Annotated in this window: 18 protein-coding genes; 11 read left to right on the forward strand and 7 right to left on the reverse strand. The window is 59.3% G+C overall.

The window, feature by feature from the left end:
* Nucleotides 1-20 precede the first annotated feature (20 nt).
* The 6 genes from pgmG (at nt 21) to EOI86_RS22140 (ending at nt 6,598) form a co-directional block, all read left to right on the forward strand.
* Complete coding sequence (gene pgmG, locus EOI86_RS22115; RefSeq protein ID WP_127767863.1) at nt 21-1,424, forward strand: phosphoglucomutase/phosphomannomutase PgmG; 1,404 nt, start codon at nt 21-23, stop codon at nt 1,422-1,424.
* A gap of 147 nt (nt 1,425-1,571) precedes the next feature.
* A complete protein-coding gene (locus EOI86_RS22120) occupies nt 1,572-2,522 on the forward strand; it encodes a choline ABC transporter substrate-binding protein (protein WP_127767864.1) in 951 nt (316 codons plus the stop codon).
* Between the two features lie 86 nt (nt 2,523-2,608).
* Nucleotides 2,609-3,457 carry a choline ABC transporter permease subunit gene (gene choW / locus EOI86_RS22125; protein WP_127767865.1) on the forward strand — a complete coding sequence of 283 codons (849 nt, stop codon included), beginning with the start codon at nt 2,609-2,611 and terminating at the stop codon, nt 3,455-3,457.
* Between the two features lie 18 nt (nt 3,458-3,475).
* On the forward strand, nt 3,476-4,690 hold the full coding sequence (choV, locus tag EOI86_RS22130; protein WP_127767866.1) for a choline ABC transporter ATP-binding protein: 1,215 nt from the start codon (nt 3,476-3,478) through the stop codon (nt 4,688-4,690).
* Entirely contained in the window at nt 4,691-5,407 is a 717-nt protein-coding gene (locus EOI86_RS22135) for an HAD family hydrolase (RefSeq protein WP_127767867.1), read from the forward strand.
* 138 nt (nt 5,408-5,545) lie between these two features.
* On the forward strand, nt 5,546-6,598 hold the full coding sequence (locus EOI86_RS22140) for a DMT family transporter (protein ID WP_127767868.1): 1,053 nt from the start codon (nt 5,546-5,548) through the stop codon (nt 6,596-6,598).
* 28 nt (nt 6,599-6,626) lie between these two features.
* Here EOI86_RS22140 and EOI86_RS22145 read toward each other — a convergent pair whose 3' ends face one another.
* The 3 genes from EOI86_RS22145 to pdxH are packed head-to-tail and all read right to left on the reverse strand — an operon-like array spanning nt 6,627 to nt 9,032.
* Nucleotides 6,627-7,391 (reverse strand): SDR family NAD(P)-dependent oxidoreductase, encoded by a 765-nt coding sequence (locus EOI86_RS22145; RefSeq protein ID WP_127767869.1) that lies wholly within the window; start codon nt 7,389-7,391, stop codon nt 6,627-6,629.
* 27 nt (nt 7,392-7,418) lie between these two features.
* Nucleotides 7,419-8,381 (reverse strand): cation diffusion facilitator family transporter, encoded by a 963-nt coding sequence (locus tag EOI86_RS22150; protein WP_240035786.1) that lies wholly within the window; start codon nt 8,379-8,381, stop codon nt 7,419-7,421.
* A gap of 54 nt (nt 8,382-8,435) precedes the next feature.
* Entirely contained in the window at nt 8,436-9,032 is a 597-nt protein-coding gene (gene pdxH / locus EOI86_RS22155) for a pyridoxamine 5'-phosphate oxidase (RefSeq protein WP_127767870.1), read from the reverse strand.
* A gap of 242 nt (nt 9,033-9,274) precedes the next feature.
* Here pdxH and EOI86_RS22160 point away from each other — a divergent pair, with 242 nt between their 5' ends.
* Together EOI86_RS22160 and EOI86_RS22165 are read left to right on the forward strand one after the other, a co-directional pair.
* Nucleotides 9,275-9,751, forward strand: coding sequence for an RT0821/Lpp0805 family surface protein (locus EOI86_RS22160; protein WP_127767871.1), 477 nt, complete (start codon nt 9,275-9,277; stop codon nt 9,749-9,751).
* A gap of 108 nt (nt 9,752-9,859) precedes the next feature.
* Nucleotides 9,860-10,783 carry a DnaJ C-terminal domain-containing protein gene (locus EOI86_RS22165; RefSeq protein ID WP_127767872.1) on the forward strand — a complete coding sequence of 308 codons (924 nt, stop codon included), beginning with the start codon at nt 9,860-9,862 and terminating at the stop codon, nt 10,781-10,783.
* A 12-nt stretch (nt 10,784-10,795) separates the two neighbouring features.
* On the opposite strand, the gene EOI86_RS22170 is transcribed toward EOI86_RS22165, so the two are convergent.
* Both EOI86_RS22170 and EOI86_RS22175 read right to left on the reverse strand, forming a co-directional pair.
* Nucleotides 10,796-12,586: an acyl-CoA dehydrogenase family protein gene (locus tag EOI86_RS22170; RefSeq protein WP_127767873.1), complete on the reverse strand. Its 1,791-nt coding sequence runs from the start codon at nt 12,584-12,586 to the stop codon at nt 10,796-10,798.
* A 206-nt stretch (nt 12,587-12,792) separates the two neighbouring features.
* Complete coding sequence (locus EOI86_RS22175) at nt 12,793-12,972, reverse strand: hypothetical protein (RefSeq protein WP_127767874.1); 180 nt, start codon at nt 12,970-12,972, stop codon at nt 12,793-12,795.
* Nucleotides 12,973-13,355: 383 nt separating this feature from the next.
* On the opposite strand from EOI86_RS22175, the gene EOI86_RS22180 reads away from it, so the two are divergent.
* Nucleotides 13,356-13,898, forward strand: a complete 543-nt coding sequence (locus EOI86_RS22180; protein ID WP_161973951.1) for a PAS domain-containing protein — start codon at nt 13,356-13,358, stop codon at nt 13,896-13,898.
* Nucleotides 13,899-13,907: 9 nt separating this feature from the next.
* Here the strand turns inward: EOI86_RS22180 and EOI86_RS22185 are convergent, their stop codons facing one another.
* Nucleotides 13,908-14,798 (reverse strand): trypsin-like serine peptidase, encoded by an 891-nt coding sequence (locus tag EOI86_RS22185; protein WP_127767876.1) that lies wholly within the window; start codon nt 14,796-14,798, stop codon nt 13,908-13,910.
* A gap of 18 nt (nt 14,799-14,816) precedes the next feature.
* On the reverse strand, nt 14,817-15,542 hold the full coding sequence (locus EOI86_RS22190; RefSeq protein WP_127767877.1) for a DUF2848 domain-containing protein: 726 nt from the start codon (nt 15,540-15,542) through the stop codon (nt 14,817-14,819).
* Nucleotides 15,543-15,779: 237 nt separating this feature from the next.
* Here EOI86_RS22190 and EOI86_RS22195 point away from each other — a divergent pair, with 237 nt between their 5' ends.
* Nucleotides 15,780-16,778, forward strand: coding sequence for an MDR family oxidoreductase (locus tag EOI86_RS22195; protein WP_127767878.1), 999 nt, complete (start codon nt 15,780-15,782; stop codon nt 16,776-16,778).
* Entirely contained in the window at nt 16,771-17,763 is a 993-nt protein-coding gene (locus tag EOI86_RS22200) for a lipid A deacylase LpxR family protein (protein WP_161973953.1), read from the forward strand. The genes EOI86_RS22195 and EOI86_RS22200 overlap by 8 nt, the downstream gene beginning before the upstream one ends.
* Nucleotides 17,764-17,796 lie beyond the last annotated feature (33 nt).

Genomic DNA, 17,796 nt, shown 5'->3' on the forward strand with positions numbered 1-17,796 from the left:
GCTGATTGGGGGTTCCAAGAATGTCTGTAAAGGGTCATCGCTTTCATCCCTCCATCCTGCGCGAATACGATATCCGCGGGATTGTCGGTCGTACGCTGACGACATCCGACGCGCTGGCCCTGGGCCGCACGCTCGGAACGATTTCTGTCGCCGCGGGCGGCCGGGTCGCTGTCGTCGGATACGATGGCCGTCATTCCTCGCCGATGCTGGAAGAGGAACTGTGCCGGGGGCTCGCTTCCTGCGGATTGTTCGTACTGCGCATTGGGTTGTGTCCGACGCCGATGGTCTATTTCGCGGCCCGCGTGCTCAATGCATCGGTCGGCGTCATGGTGACCGGGTCGCACAATCCGCCGGAATATAACGGCTTCAAGATGGTGCTGAACAACAAACCATTCTATGGCGAGAACATTACCCGCCTCGGCGAACAGGCGATGCGCGGCGTTTGGGTCAGCGGCGCCGGCGGCGTCGTCGATGTCGAGGCATCGGACGCCTATGTCGCCCGAATGCTCAACGACTATACCAGCAAGAGCGGCCTGCGCGTTGCGTGGGATCCGGGCAATGGATCGTCCGGCAATATCCTGATCAAGATGCTGCGCCGCATGCCGGGTGACCATACGGTCATCAACGAGCGTGTGGATGGATCCTTCCCGGCCCATCATCCCGACCCGACGGTCGAGAAGAACCTGGAACAGTTGCGCGACATCGTCTTGTCCGAAAAGTGCGATCTTGGGATCGCCTTTGACGGGGATGCCGACCGGATCGGCGTGATTGACGGCAAGGGCCGCGTGATTTGGGGCGACCAGCTCTTGGCCATTCTGGCCCGCGATGTGTTGAGCGCCATGCCGGGCTCGTCGATCATTGCCGACGTCAAGGCAAGCCAGGTTCTGTTCGACGAAATTGCCCGCTTGGGCGGCAAACCGAAAATGAGCCCGACCGGCCATTCCATCATCAAGAGCAGGATGGCGGAAATCTCCTCGCCGTTGGCGGGTGAGATGAGCGGCCATATTTTCATGGCCGACAAGTATTACGGCTATGACGATGCGCTCTATGTCGCCGTTCGGCTGGTCGACTATCTGGTCCGATCCGGGGAATCCATTGCCGATATTCGCGACAGCCTGCCGGAAATGATTAACACGCCGGAAATCCGCATCGAAGTGCCCGACGAAGAAAAGTTCGACATCGTGGACCGGGTGAAGGAACGGGTGAAAGCGGCCAATCTGGACGTCAACGACATCGACGGCGTGCGGGTCAACGAAGGCGGCGGCTGGTGGTTGCTGCGGGCGTCCAACACCCAGAATTGCCTGGTCGTCCGGTGCGAAGCGACGGACCAGGACGTGCTGGAGACGCTAAAAGGCCGGGTGGTCGAGGAATTGGAGAAAGCCGGCGTCGCAGATGCCGACCTGGAAAATTCAGCCGGCCACTGATCAGAAACAGGCCGGGCGAGGCTGTTTTTGCGTGATTGCTTAAGCCTGCCTGCATTCATAGACTTACCCTCTTACCCGGCGTGCACGAATGCTGCGGGCTTAGAAAAGATATTTTCGAACAGGCGGACTAAGAGGGAGACTGATTCCATGATCAAATCCGTATTGCGTGCCGGTGCGATGGCGGCGGCACTCGTCATGATAGCTGGTGGCGCTTCGGCGGCGGACCCGGAGAGCTGCAAGGTGGTTCGCTTCTCGGATGTCGGTTGGACCGATATCACGGCCACGACGGCCGCGACCTCGGAAGTGCTCATCGCCCTGGGGTATGAACCGGAAGCCAAGGTTCTTTCCGTGCCGGTGACCTATGCCAGTTTGAAGAACAATGACATCGATGTCTTCCTCGGCAACTGGATGCCGACGATGGAAGGGGATATCGCGGCCTATCGCGACGAGGGTTCGGTAGAGGTCTTGCCGACCCCGAACCTGGAAGGGGCAAAGTACACGCTGGCGACAAACGCAAAGGGCGCGGAAGCCGGTATCAAGAGTTTCGCCGATATCGCCAAGCATGAAGACCTACTGGACGGGAAGATCTACGGGATCGAACCGGGCAATGACGGCAACCGGTTGATCCAGGGTATGATCGATGGCGATGCATTCGGCCTGAAAGGGTTCGAGGTGGTCGAAAGTTCGGAACAGGGCATGCTGGCCCAGGTGGCCCGCGCCAAACGTCGCGGCGAAGCCGTGGTGTTCCTGGCTTGGGAACCGCATCCGATGAATGCCAATTTCGATCTGACCTATCTGACGGGCGGTGATGATGTCTTTGGCCCCAATCTTGGTGGCGCGACGATCTTCACCAATGTCCGAAAAGGCTATATGTCGGAATGCCCGAATGTCGGCGCGCTGCTCAGCAATCTGCAGTTCACGCTGGCCATGGAAAACGAAATCATGGGCGCCATCCTGGATGACGGCGAAGACCCCAACAAGGCGGCGAAGGCATGGCTTTCCAACCATGGCGACGTGGTGACGGAATGGGTGGCGGGCGTCACGACTTTCGACGGCGGTGATGCTTACACGGCCGTGAAATCGCATTTCGGCCTTTGATCGAAGCAATGTGACGGGGGCGCCAAGGCGTCCCCGTTCTTCCTTGTGCAGGCCGAATTGGGCCGGACAAGCATGGGAGCAGTCAGATGGATTGGCTCACCGACAACAAGATTCCCGTCGGCAAATGGATCGAAGCGGCCGTGGATTTCTTCTACGCCCATTTCGCTTGGTTCTTCGACGGCATCACTTACACATTTGAATTTCTCATAGAAGGCACAGCGGACGCGCTGGGCTTGTTGCATCCCTTGGTGCTGATCGGTTTGATCGCCGGGCTCGCTTATTTGCTGCAACGGTCGTGGAAGCTTCTGGTCTTCCTGGTTCCGGGCCTGCTGCTGATCGTCAATCTGGGATATTGGGAAGACACGATCCTGACCATATCGCTTGTGACCTGGGCCACGACGCTCAGCATGGTCATCGGCGTGCCGATCGGCATCGCGGCGGCGCACCGCCCACGTTTCTGGCTGTTCATGCGGCCGGTCCTGGACATGATGCAGACGATCCCCACTTTCGTGTATTTGATCCCGGCGCTGATCTTCTTCGGCCTCGGCGTGGTCGCCGGGATGGTCGCAACGATCATCTTCGCCTTGCCGGCGCCGATCCGCCTGACCTATCTGGGCATCAGTTCCGCGCCGAAACCGCTGCTTGAGGCGGCGGAAAGTTTCGGGGCGACGAAGCGCCAGCTTCTTTGGATGGTGGAGGTTCCTCATGCCATGCCGACGATCATGGCGGGCCTGACCCAATGCATCATGCTGTCGCTGTCCATGGTGGTCATCGCGGCCATGGTCGGGGCCGACGGGCTTGGCATTCCTGTGCTGCGCGCGATCAATACCGTGAATGTCGCGAAAGGCTTCGAAGCAGGCCTCGCCATCGTCATCGTCGCCATCCTGATGGATCGAATCTGTAAACGCCCGGGCGCCGGACCGGGTGGTGAATAGGAACGGGGTATAGACATCATGGATGCGCAAACCGCCGTTGAGTTCGAGAATGTCGACATCGTCTTCTCGGAAACCGAAGCCCAGAGCCAGAAGGCGCTGACCTTTCTGGACCAAGGCCATTCCCGTGGCCGGATATTGGAAGAGACCGGATCCGTCATCGGCGTGGCCGGCGCGACCCTGGATGTGAAAGAAGGGGAAATCTGCGTCTTGATGGGGTTGTCCGGATCGGGGAAGTCGACCCTGTTGCGCGCCGTGAATGGGTTGAACACGGTGACACGCGGGTCAATCCGCGTCCGTGACGGCGACGACATGCTTGAAATGGTCAATTGTTCCGAGGCGGACCTGCGGCGCATGCGCATGCACCGGGTGGCGATGGTTTTCCAGCAATTCGGCTTGCTGCCGTGGCGGACGGTTGAGGAGAATGTCGGGTTGGGCCTGGAGCTTCGCGGCGTGGCGAAGGAAGAGAGACGCCAGATCGTCGAGGAAAAGTTGAAGCTCGTCCAACTGGACAAATGGGCGACCAAATACGCCCATGAACTGTCGGGCGGCATGCAGCAACGGGTCGGGTTGGCCCGTGCCTTCGCGACCGATGCGGAATTGTTGTTGATGGACGAACCATTCTCGGCGCTGGACCCTTTGATCCGCACCCATTTGCAGGACGAATTGCTCGACCTGCAGCAACGCCTGAAAAAGACGATCATTTTCGTCAGCCATGATTTGGATGAAGCGCTGAAGATCGGAAACCGGATCGCTATCATGGAAGAAGGCCGGGTCGTGCAATATGGCGAACCGGAACAGATCGTGCTGAATCCCGCCAGCGACTACGTCGCGGAATTCGTCGCGCATATGAACCCGTTGGACGTTCTGCGGGGCGAGTCCCTGATGACACATGTGGCGGATTTACGCCGGGACGGGGACGATCTGCTGCTCGATTCCACCGGCAGGTTCCGTTTGAGCGTCGATGCCAAGGGGGCGATCCAATCGGCCAGCGCGGACGGAACGCTGGTCCGCACAGTCAGCCCCGATGAACCGGAAACCGACGAACCCGTCCTTATCATCGCGCCGGCGGATTTGACGATGCGGCGGGCCATTGAATTGCGGTATAGAACCGGCACCCCGGTCGCTTTCGTCGAGGATGGGAAGCTGGTGGGGATCTGCGGCGATGAAGAGATTTATCGCGGCATTCTCAGGCAGGCGAACCTGCACCGTATAAAACCGATGAAGGTGTTGTGAGTGAACGCGTTTTCCGCTGATATCGCCGGTGTTCTGTTCGACAAGGACGGCACCTTGATCGACTACGAAGCGACCTGGGGCGCCGCCAATTGGCGTGCGGCTTACTTCTTCGCGGATGGTCGCCAGGATGTGGCCGATGCGATGATGGAGGCCGGCGGCTGGGATCACGCGACGGGACGGACCCTGCCCGGAACACCCCTTGTCGTCGACACGATTGAGGAGATTGCGGAAATCTGGACCGCCGTTCTACCCCCGCATAAGCGCGATTTGGCGGGGATGAAATCACTGCTCCACGTGATGATGTCGACGGATGTGGGGGCGGAACCTTTGGCGGATCTGCATGTATTGTTCGATGGGTTGCGCGGGATGGGAATGCGCCTCGGCGTCGCGACAAACGATACCGAAGCGGGCGTGCACGCCACCCTGGGACCGTTGGACGTCGTCAGCAAACTCGATTTCATCGTAGGATATGACAGCGGGCATGGGGCGAAACCCGGCCCGGGCATGGTCCTTGCCTTTGCCGATCATATCCAGGCGGCGCCGGAACGGGTGATCATGGTGGGCGACAATGTGCACGATTTGGAAGCCGGGCGGTCGGCGGGCGCCAAGACCGTGGGCGTATTGACCGGCAACATGCCGCGTGAAGAGCTTGAGCCTCTGGCCGATTACATCCTGGACAATGTCGACGGATTGATCGCCTTGCTCGCTCGGCCCTAGAGACACCGCCGCTGCTAGGGAGAGAGGGTTTCAAGAGGGGGGTGTTAATTTTATCCCCATCCCTGTTGTCATAGCGGTCATCATGCCACGCATTGTGGAGAGGCGAGAGGAATTCGCCCTCAGCAGCGTGGAGGTGACGTGGCTGAAACCCGGACAGCGGAGTTGGCCGAAAGTAGCGACCGGCTAGGGGTCGGGATCGGTTCGATCCAGGCGGCCGTTTTGCTTTTCGTGACTGCCGATCTGCTGATGAAGGACCTGCTGGGGGCCTTTCCCGTCTGGCAGCTTCAGTTCCTGCGCAGCTTCCTAGGTCTTATTCCCTTCGCGCTGGTCGCCTGGCTGTTCATGGGCAGTAATGCGTTCAAGGCGCAGCGACCGAGCCTGCATCTTATCCGCGGGATTTTAGGGTTCATTGCGTATTCGACGTACTATGTCGCGCTTTCCTACATGCCGATCGCCCAAACGGCGGCACTTTTCTATACCAGCCCTATCCTGATCACATTGTTCAGTGTCCCGATGCTGGGGGAGAAGCTTGGCATTCATCGCATCGTTGCGGTGGTGGTCGGGTTCTGTGGGGTGATGGTAATCCTCAGGCCCGATGCGGATGGGTTCAATCCGTACAGTCTTCTGCCTATCCTGTGCGCGGTCTGTTACGCCATCAGCATGATCATTATCCGGCGCGCATCGGTTACGGAAACGGCCGTCACCGTGGCCTTCTATACCAATGTCTCTTTCGCTTCCTTCAGCTTGCTGGCATCGGGCATTGGCTGGAGCTTCCTGCCTGAAGTGCCGCCGGACGGCCCGCTGAATGCCTTGTTGAAACCCTGGACTTCGCCGCAGGGAAACCAATGGCTGATGTTGGGGGCGTTGGCCCTGTCGGGGGTCGTGGGACATCTTCTTATCGCCAAGGCCTATCGCTCGGCGCCCGCCAGTGTCATCGCGCCCTTCGACTATACCTACCTCGTCTGGGCGCCGATCCTGGCCTATCTGATCCTTGGTGAAGTGCCGACACAAAGCACCCTGGCCGGAATTGCGATGATTATGGGATCTGGCCTGTATATCGGCTACCGGGAAAGCAGGACCCGCGGCAGGCAAGAGCCGCCACCGACTGCCGACTCCATCATCCTGCCGAACACCACGCCACGCACGCCGCCAACCTCCCCGGCGGACGAGGTGCAGCGGGGGAACGACTAGGCGCGCGGTCTATGAAGTGTTGGGCGGTTCAATACATGTGCTGGCCGCCGGTGACGAAGATTTCCGTCCCGGTGACATAGGAAAAATCCGGATTGCACAACTGATAGACCGCCCCCGCGACTTCCGCCGGCGTTCCCATCCGTTGCATTGGGATGCGGGTGATCAGCGGTTCGTATTCCGGGCCGATCATTTCCGTCTCGATCTCACCCGGGGCAACCGCATTCACCCGAACGCCGAGTTGGGCGAATTCCACCGCCATTTCGCGGGTCAGGGCGGAAAGCGCGGCTTTGGAGGTGGAATAGGCGCTGCCGGCGAAAGGATGGATTGCGTGCCCGGCAATCGAGGTGATGTTGACGATCGCACCGCTGGTCTCCTTGGCACCCCGGCCCAAGGCCTGCGCGAATCCGCGCGAGAGTGAGAGCGGGGTGAAGAAGTTCAGTTCAAACACCTGGCGCCAGGAATCGATGTCTCCGTTTAACACGCCCAGGCGCTCCTTGAAGCTGGTCTTCGGTGAGACGGCGGCATTGTTCACCAAGGCGTTCAGCGGGTTCTTGCCCAGCGCGGCGTTCGCTTCTTCGATGAAGGCGGCGACGGAATCCTTATCCGTCAGATCGGTCGGAATGTGGTGTGTCCAGTTCGGGTCGGCCTTGCAGGCATCGGGAATGGCATCCCGTGAGCAGGTGATGATGCGCCAGCCCTCGCTCGAAAACCGGCGAACCGTTGCGTGCCCGATGCCCCGGCTTGCACCGGTCAGGATTACCGTTCTCGGGGGCGATGCGGTGCCGTCTGTCATCTTAACATCTCGATACGTAAGTGGTCGTTAATCGTTCCGCCCCTGATGGGTGGTGGGAAGGGGATCCGTGTCTTCGTGCCATTCCGGTGTGGTCGGGTCCTGATGGGCGATCACTTCCGATCCCGGAAATTCTTCCATAACCTGCATCTCCACCGCTTCGGCCACTGCGTGCGAACGGTTCAGGCTTAGCCTGCCGTTGAACTCCAAATGGATCTGAATGAAACGGTAAGGGCCTGAGCGCCGCGTCCGCAAATCGTGCATGTCCAGAACTTCCGGGTAGGAAAGCGCGATATCCCTGATTCGGTCTCTTTCCTCCTGCGGCAATTCCCGGTCCAGCAGCATGTCCAAGGCTTCCATCGCGACCGACCGGGCCGTCCACAGGATATAGGCTGCGATGGCCAGACCGAACAGGGGGTCGATCAGGGGAAGACCCAGAAAATCAGTCAGGACCAAGGCGGCGATCACCGCGGCGTTCGCCAGCAGGTCGCCTTTGTAATGCAAGGAATCCGCCTTGATCGCCACGGAACTGGATTGGCGGATCACATAGGCTTGGAAACCGACCAGGGCCAAGGTCGCGACAATCGACACAAGCATGACGGCAATCCCGATTTCGGACGCTTGGATGGGCTGCGGGTTGACCAAGCGTTCGCCCGCCTGAAGCGTCAGCAGAACGGCGGATCCCGCGATGAAGGCGGCCTGGGTCAGCGCGGCCAAGGGCTCTGCCTTACCCAGGCCGAAGCGATATTCCCTGGTGGCCGGTGCGGATGCCTTGCGGACCGCAACCAAGGTGACGATGGAGGCAAAGGCGTCCAGCAGCGAATCGACCAAGCTGGCGAGTATGGCTACCGACCCCGTATAGGACCAGGCGCCGACCTTGCAGGCGATCAGCAAGGCGGCAACCGCGACGGATGCATAGGTCGCCCGACGCGCAAGCCCCTGTGACTTGCTGTTCGCGAAGGGGTTTATCTGTTTTGCCGCGTCGTTATCCAAGAAGCCCTCTGGCGGTTGGTCGACCTGCAGTCCTGCGCCGGATAGCGGCGGCTGCTATGGAAATAGTTGTTCCACGGTCCAGGCTTGGCTGGCATCCCCCCGCGTAAAGACGAACCGGTCATGCAGTCTGAAGGCACCGTCTTTCCAAAATTCGATTCGTTGCGGGTGGATCCGGAAACCGGACCAATGCGCCGGCCGGGGAACCGAGCCAAGCCCGAATTTCGCGGTGAAAGTCGCGACGCGCTTTTCCAGTGCGAAACGCCCTTCCAAGGGCCTGGATTGCTCGCTGGCCCAGGCGCCGATCTGACTACCGCGGGCTCTGCTCGCGAAATATTCATCCGCTTCTGCATCGGTTACCGAACTGACCGGCCCTTCGATACGAACTTGGCGGCGCAGGCTTTTCCAATGGAAAAGCATCGCCGCTTTCGGGTTTTCACTAAGATCGCGGCCTTTGTCGCTTTCCAAATTTGTATAGAAAACAAAGCCTTGTTCGTCGTAGTCCTTCAGCAGAACCATCCGCACGGCCGGTTGCCCGTCCGCATCCGCAGTCGCCAGCGCGACCGCGTTGGGATCATTCATTTCCGACTCGCCCGCTTCCGCGAACCAATCGGCAAAAACGTCAAATGGATTGCGGTCTTTAATATCCGCCATGGTATCGCCATATTTCTCTGTGATGATGTTGTCGTATCCCTAGATAGAGCATATTCCGCTGTCGGAAAATGTGTATCTCCTGGGATATTGCGGAATCCTGCGGAACATCGGCAAATTGTGATGCCGGTGGGATTGTTTGCGCCGGAAGGCAGGCTGGAACGAAGATGGGCCGGTGCGGTGGTCTGGGATATGCATCCGTATGGATTACTTGGTTTTTTGTACAACACGAAGGATGTCTTGGAATGAAAGCTAAACCCCTTATCGTCGTTGCCATGGCGGCATCGCTTCTGACAGCCTGCGAAGCCAATCAAGGTACCAAGCAAACCATTGGCGGCTTGGGTGGTGCGGTTCTCGGCGGCTTGCTCGGCTCCCAAATCGGCGGCGGCAGCGGCCGGTTGGTTGCGGTCGGCGCCGGCGCGGTTCTTGGCGGCCTGGTCGGTTCCAGCATCGGTAAATCGCTGGACGAGACGGACAAGCTGATGATGGAACGGACGACGCAGGCGTCGCTCGAACATGTGCAGAGCGGGCAGACCTCCACCTGGAGCAATCCGGATTCGGGCCATCAGGGCACAGTCACGCCGACAAAGACCTATCAGGAGCCCAGCGGACAGTATTGCCGCGAATATCAACAGACCGTGACGGTCGGCAACGAGCAGCAGGAAGCTTATGGCACGGCGTGCCGTCAACCGGATGGTAGCTGGAAGATCGTCTCAAGCTAGCCTACATTATAGCTCACGTGAGAAGGCAGGGGCCGCGGTTGCCGCCGGCTCTGCCTCTCGAGCTGTCTGGCCGAAAGGCGTTTTATCCAAGGTGCGGTTCTTGACCCTATGAAGGATCCATATTCGGTTTTAGGCGTCCCCAAGGATGCGGATGCGGCGCAAATTAAGTCGGCGTACCGCAAACTTGCGAAGGAACTGCATCCGGACGTCAATCCGGGTGACTCCATTGTGGAACAGCGGTTCAAGGAAGTGACCGCTGCCTACAATCTGCTGTCCGATCCGGAAAAGAAGGCCAAGTATGACCGGGGCGAAATCGGTGCCGACGGCACACCGAACCGCGGATACGGCGGACGCCAACGGGCCGGTGCCGGTGGTGGTGGCGGCTTCGGCGGTGGCGGTTTTGGTGGATTCGAGGCGGAGGATGTCGAAGATTTCTTCGGCGATATTTTCGGCCGCCAGCGGCAGCGACAGCGTAACCGCACCGTCAAGATGCGCGGCAAGGACGTCAATTATACGATCAATGTGACGTTTGAGGAGGCTGCGCTGGGCGTCAAACGGCGCCTTAAGCTCTATGACGGATCTCATGTCGACGTGGATATTCCGCCCGGCACTTCGGATGGACAAAGCCTGCGTCTGCGCGGCAAAGGCATGCCCGGTATGGGCGGTGGCGAAGCCGGTGATGCTTTCGTCGAAATCCAGGTCCAGCCGCACAAATTCTTCGAACGGGACGGCAACGATATCTTCCTGGAACTGCCGGTGACCATCACCGAGGCGCTGCTTGGCGCGCGGGTGCGGGTCCCGACGATCCATGGCCCCGTCGCTGTGAAGATACCGGCCGGGTCGAATACCGGCACTTCGCTTCGCCTCAATGGCAAGGGCGTCGGTGGCCGCAAGGGCGGACCGGGTGACCAATACGTGCAGTTGAAAGTGATGTTGCCGGACAAACCCGACGCGGATCTCAACGATTTCGTGCGGGAATGGTCCGCGAAAGGCAACTACGACGTCCGCAAGAAACTCGGCTTTCCCGAATAAGCAGCGCGGTATCTAGAACGCGTCTTCGGCGGGATAGGCTTCCCCATCTCCAAGCGTTTCCAATTGGGCACAGGCAAGCACGGCCTTCGGCAATTCCCAGCGGAAGACGAAACGGCAGGTTTCTATCTTCCCTTTTCGGAACGTTTCCCCGATGTAGGCCCGCCCGGCTTTTGAAGCGGCAACCGCCTGTTTCAACCATATCCAGGCCATCACGATGTTGCCGAAGGCGTCGATATAGGATTGCGCTGGTGCGAGGGAAGCCGCGGCTCCGTGATCGGCCTGTCGCTGCAACAAGGTTTCCGTAACGGCTGAAAGGCGGGTCCAAGCTTGACCCAGGGCATGGTATTCGTCTGGAAAATCCTTTCGGCTTTCCGAGAGGGTTTTTGATATTTCCCAGCCGAAGGCCTTCAGAGCCGCGCCGTCCTGCAACGCGACCTTTCGCCCCAGAAGGTCGAGCGCCTGAATCGCGTTTGCGCCCTCATGGATCGGGTTTAGGCGATTGTCGCGATAGATTTGTTCGACGGCGAAGTCCCGTGTGTAGCCGTAGCCGCCGAGGATCTGAATCGCGGCCTCGTTCGCGCGCAAGGCGGCGTCCGAAAACCAGGACTTCAAGACCGGGGTTACAATTTCCAACTTCAAATGCGCCTCGTTCCGCGCGCTTTTTTCCGGCGCCCATTGCCGTTCATCCACCCAGCGGGCGCAGAGTAGGCCGAGCGCGAGTGTGCCTTCCGCCACGGCCTTTTGAATCGCCAGCATACGGCGGACATCCGCATGCCCGATCAAAGGTATTTGGGGGGCGGCCGGGTCCTTTTCCCCCGGGGGGCGACCCTGCTGGCGCTCGCGCGCATAGGCCAGGCTCTCACGATAGCCGGCATAGGCCAGCATGCCTGCCCCCATGCCGACGCCGATCCGGGCCTCGTTCATCATGTGGAACATGTAGCTGAGGCCCTTGTTGGGCTCGCCGACCAACTCGCCGATACAGCCGTCATTGTCGCCGAAGTTCATCACCGTATTCACGGTGCCGCGATAGCCCATCTTGTGGTTCAACCCGGCCAGGGCAACGTCGTTCGGTTCGCCGGGATTGCCATCCGCGTCCAATCGATATCGCGGCACGATGAACAGCGACAAACCCTTGATCCCGGCAGGCGCACCTTCGATCCGCGCCAACAGCATATGGACGATGTTACGGCCCATTTCGTGTTCCCCGCCCGAGGTCCACATTTTCCCGCCCTTGATGGCGTAGGTGCCGTCCTCCCGCGGTCTTGCGGTCGTCCTGATATCTGACAGGGACGACCCCGCATGCGGTTCCGACAGCGCCATGGTGCCGAAGAAATCGCCGCTGATCATACGGCCCAGATAGCGTTCCTTTTGTGCTTTGGAGCCATGGGCTTCGATGAGGTTCGCCGCGGCGATGGTCAGGAAGGGATAGGCGGCCGTTGCGATATTGGCCGCTTGGAAATAGGCGAACGCGGCCTGCACCACGGTCCAAGGCAATTGCAGGCCGCCCAATTCCTCATCGTGATGCGCACCGGCGAAGCCCGCATCGTGAAAGGCCTTCACACCCTCGGCGATTTCCGGCGGCAGCACGACCGACCCGTCGCGAAGCTGCGGCTCTTCCCGGTCGCTCTTGGCATAGTGGTTTAGGAATTTTTCCGTGGCGATGGTACGCGCTGTTCCCAGGATGGCATCGTAATCGGCGCGGTCCTGACCGGCGAAACGCGGGAACAGCATCAGGCTGTCGATGTCCAGGACTTCATCGAGTTGGAAGGCGATATCCGCCGGATCGATCAGTCTGTCGTTCATCTGTTTCCCACGCTTTGCCGTCATGCCAATCGGCAGCGGATCATGCCCGGAGGGCGGGCGCGGAACAAGTTGTAGCGGTAATGGGTAGAAGATATTCACGGGCCGGAAGGTCGATGCCCGTACACGGTTGGCCATGCGCGCAATCGCCTACGGATAGGGCCCGCGCATAAAGGATTTCGACCAGGTGCTGTCGCACCCGGTGCGCATCAGTGGCTGGTGGCTTCCACCGGAAGCATGTCCATCACCTGCTCCAGGGTATTTTCCCAACCATGTTCGCAGCATACGGCAACCGCTGCGTCGAAGCCCAATTCGTTGATCAGGCTGATGGCCATCTCGCGCTGGGATTCGCTGCTGTCTTTCCGTTCTTGCGACTGAATCATCATCATCTTGGTTCTCCGTACGATCACATTCTCGATGTCGCGACCGTCTCAGGTGTTGGTATCCAAAACCCGTCCGGGTCGACCGATACCGATCCTCGAGAAACCTTACGCAACCGTTGTGCCAACGCCTTTGTATGGCAAGACGCGTTAACAAAGGGTTTCTCGTTCCGTCATTAACTTGGGGGATTTCAGCACATTTATCTGTGTGCGTTGTCACAACGATTTCAACCAATGTTCGCAATATCAATGTGTGTAGATAATTTTGGAGGATATTGATTTAAAATAACTATTTCCTTCTCCTTCCGACGGAGGTCTCTTGGTTAAGTAATTGTTAATGTAGTAATGACACAATCCAACGTATGACGAATCCGTCCCAAGGAATGCCTGAAGTGGGAAATGGTTTAGACCCAGATGGCCATGATGCCAGACTGCTCTTCACCCCTGTTGAGAATGCGGACGAAATTCAGGACCGGGAGCAACTGGCCATTTACGGTTATTGGTTTGGTCTGAAGGGCGACCGGCCAGCACCCGACTATACGGACTTCGATGTTGTCGATGTACCACGCGGGGTGCTTCCCCACATCTTTTTGCTGGAATATCTGCAGGATGATGCCGACTTCCTCCACAGGGTCGTCGGTTCCGAGATCGACGAGGGCAATGGCTTTTCGGCATCAGGGAAAAAGCTCAGTGCCTTCGATGCCGTTCGCAAGAGTGATTTGATCCAGACTTTGGAAAAGTCGTTGTTCGCGATGCGGCCGTGCTTTTCGGTAAGCAAGTATTACGGACATGATCCAAAGGGCGAAACCATCCATCGGCTATCCTTGCCGCTGATGCGCGACGGCAAACCGTCCCACCTGGTCGGTGTGGCGAAAATCACCTTCTCGGGCACGACCAATCGGTGGACTTTCGGACCTAGGTCACAAGGGTTCTGAGTATAACCGCTAGTCGGAACTGGCTGGAAGACGCCCTGCACGGACGGGGCCTTCGGCAAAGCCGGGTGACGGTTCCGTTCGCTTGATCGCCTGCAAAATTTCATCCGAAAACGCATGGACCGGTACGGCGGTATTCGTCTTTCCCTTATTGGTGCTTATGCCGGACGCGCTGTTGACGCCGACAACGGCCAAGCCGCCGTCGAACAGAAGTGAAATCGGCGCGCCGGAATCGCCGTTGACGATCCTGCAATTGTGGCTGATCAAATCGATATCGCTGAAAAAACTTTCAACGACGCATTCATCGTCGATTGAAATCGCATGCGCCCGGTCCCTTGGATATCCAGTCAGGGCGAATTTGCGGTTTTGCTTCCGGAAGGTTTGCAATTGCGCATCGGTCATCGCAAGCAGCCCCAGATAGCCGACCTTCAAACCGATCGGCTGCGCTAGGATGATGACGGCCCAGTCGTTCGGGTAGTTGTCCGAGTGTGCCCATTTTGCAGGGTCGAAACCTGGCGAAATGATCAGGTCAGAGGCCAGGGAATGGGCCTCGTATTCGCCGCGCTGATACCCGGCAACGAAATGCACGGCGCTCGGTTTCGCCCATTGCTTGATATCCATTCGGTACAGGCAATGGGCCGCGGTGATCACCACGCGAAAGCCCACAAGGGCGCCGGTACAATGAGATCGCGATCGGATTCCCGCTATATTGATCCTGCCGATTGCGCTCCATGGGTATTGGCGTGCATCGACGAGCCGGCGGTGGCCTGTTGTTTCAACGTCCTGCGATAGTGCCGGACGACTGGAAGCGACAAGAACAGCCGGAAGCGCCAGCAGAAAGAAAAGCAAAACCGCTTGGATGGGGACCCTTCGCTTTGCCCGCTGCGCAATTCCGGATGACATGACGGCGATCCGGGCTCTCTAGCCTTCGACCGGCAGAACTTCGATATCGTAGGCGTGTTTCAAACTGCGCCCAAGGACCGGATCTTCCAGTTCCATCTCGAACCGGTCCGCCGGCCGGATGCCGCCGATGGCGGCGAAAGTACCGCCGAACATCGCGGATTGCTCCGGCAGGCCGCCGCCATTCGCCCCGCCGCAAAAATCCCGGTCATATCCGGCGATCAGCTCCATGGGATGGATCATCGCGGTCACCGCGCCTTCCTGATACAGAACGCGCTCACCGTCGATCACCGCATGACTGCGCAGAACCAGTTGATCCCAATGGTTCTCGATATCGGCAAATCGCCAAAGCATCGGGCTGACCGGCTTGTCGCACATTTGCTTGGAAATGGTGACGCCGAGGGCTTCGACGGCGCGTTCCGTGTGGTCGGACCCGACGCCGACCCAAAGCTCACCATCCATGCCGTCGCTACCATCGGCCAGGCCCCGGTAGAACAGAAACTCAACCTCACCGCTCGACTCCGCGCCGGGCACTTGAATCGCACGTCTTTGGGTCACGCAGGTGTTCGAGCATCGGTAATAGACCGGCAGCGATTTCGGCCGTTTGATGCCCAAGGCTTCCAACTCCTCGATATGTGCTTCCATCGCGGCGCGATCACGTCCGGTCCAGCCGGCGACGATCAGCGTCTCAAGGGTGAAATCTATCGTGCGCGGTGCGCCGCTGGACGGTTCAAGGGTGAACAGCATGCAAGGGCCTCCCGATATTTCCCATTCAGAACAGTCCACCTTCTTAGCATCGGTGGAAGGATTGGTGCACATCCTTCTTGACGGGTGAGGATTGTATCCGTGGCGCCGATCCGCATTTTTGCCATATTCATATTATTTGTTCGCGCATGCCATGGCTTGGCTGTCAAATGGCCGTATGAAATGTATAGTCCGGCCGATCGAATGAGTTCACCGAAGTTGTGCTGAAAGGCGAGAAGTATGAGCGACACATTCAAAGCCCTGCTCCTGACGGAATCCGATGATGGCGTGACTGCCGCGGTTACGGATTTGACGACCGACGACCTGCCCGAAGGCAACGTCACGGTCGCGGTCGAATATTCGACCCTGAATTACAAGGACGGGATGGTCGTCAACGGCAATATCGGACGTTTGGCTCGCAAATTCCCGCATGTTCCGGGGATCGACTTCGCAGGCACGGTGGAGGCGTCGGACGATGCCCGCTACAAGCCCGGCGACAAGGTGGTCCTGACCGGCTGGCGGGTTGGCGAGATGTTTTGGGGCGGCTACGCCCAAAAAGCGCGGGTGAACGCGGATTGGTTGGTTCCGCTTCCGGCGGGGCTGTCGCCGCGGCATGCGATGACGGTCGGCACGGCGGGCCTGACGGCGATGCTGTGCATCCAGGCCTTGGAAGATCACGGCATGAAGCCGGGCGACGGACCGGTTCTGGTGACCGGCGCGGCTGGCGGTGTCGGGTCCGTAGCGGTCGCGATTCTTGCCAATCTTGGATACGAGGTCGCCGGTTCCACCGGGCGGCCCGAGCAGGCGGACTATCTGAAAGACCTGGGGGCGACCCAGATTGTGCCGCGTGAGGCCTTGGCCGAACCGACGAAGAAACCGCTGGAGGGCGAAACCTGGGCCGGGTGTGTCGACACCGTCGCGGGGACGGTTTTGGCGCGCACCATGGGACAAATGAAATACGGCGCTTCGATCGCTTGTTGTGGTTTGGCTTCCGGTCCGAAACTGGACACTACGGTGGTGCCGCTCCTGCTGCGCGGTGTGAACCTCTTGGGTATAGATTCGGTGATGCAGCCCTATGACAACCGGTTACGCGCCTGGAACCGGATTGTGGATGTTCTGCCCATGGAGAAGCTGGATGCGATGGCCGAAACCTGCGGTCTGGGTGATTTGCCGGCAAAGGCGAAGGATATCTTGGCAGGGCAGGTGCGTGGACGGCTGGTGGTGGACGTCAATGCGTAAGGTATTCCTGGCAGGGATTCTCGCGGCTATTTTGCCGTCGGCGGCAATCGCGGAGGACGATCCGGCAGAACGGGGCACATTCAGCTTCACGCTGGAGAATGACCTGTTCGCCGGAACCGACCGGGACTATACGAACGGCGTCCTGTTCCAGTATATCGGTGCGGCGAACGACCTGCCGGGTTGGGCGGAATGGACGACGGACCGCTTGGGCTGGCTGACCCCGGCGCGGCGCTGGCGCGTCAGCTATGGGCTGGGCCAGAACATGTATACGCCGCAGGATATCTCGCTGCGGAACCCACCGTTGGACGACCGGCCCTATGCCGGTTTTCTTTATGCCTCAGCGGGCCTGATCGGGGATGCGGGCGACCAATTGGACATCATCCAATTGGATATCGGTGTGGTCGGCGAACCGTCCCTGGCGGAGGAATCGCAGAAATTCGTCCATTCGGTGATCGGCAGTCCAAATCCGGAAGGCTGGGACACCCAGTTGGAAAACGAAGTCGCGTTTCGCCTGCTCTATGAGCGGACCTGGCGGGCTGGACGAAAATTGCCAATCGACCTATTCGACCTCTCCGTCGACGTCACGCCGCATGTCGGCGGCGCATTGGGGACGGTCGAGACCTATCTGGCCGGCGGGTTTTCCGCCCGGATCGGGCAGGACCTCGCTGACGATTATGGCCCGCCCCGCGTTCGACCGGCATTGAGCGGACCTGGCTTTTTTCAGGACCAGGACGGGTTTTCCTGGTACTTGTTCGCCGGCCTGCAGGCCAGGGCGGTCGGGCGCGACCTATTCGTTGAGGGGAACACCTTTTCCGACAGCCGGGGCCTCGACGTGAGGCGGATACAAGGCGATATCCAGGCCGGTTTGGCGGTACAGGTATTGCGCACCGAAATCGCCTTTACCTATGTCGTTCGGTCCCCGCAATATATCGGTCAGGAACATTTCTCTAAGTTCGGGTCCCTCAATCTACGCTTCCGCCTGTGATGATGCCGTTGGAAAACCCAGCCTAAAACTCAG

Source organism: Hwanghaeella grinnelliae (assembly GCF_004005845.1).
In the GTDB taxonomy this organism is placed as follows: domain Bacteria; phylum Pseudomonadota; class Alphaproteobacteria; order UBA8366; family Aestuariispiraceae; genus Hwanghaeella; species Hwanghaeella grinnelliae.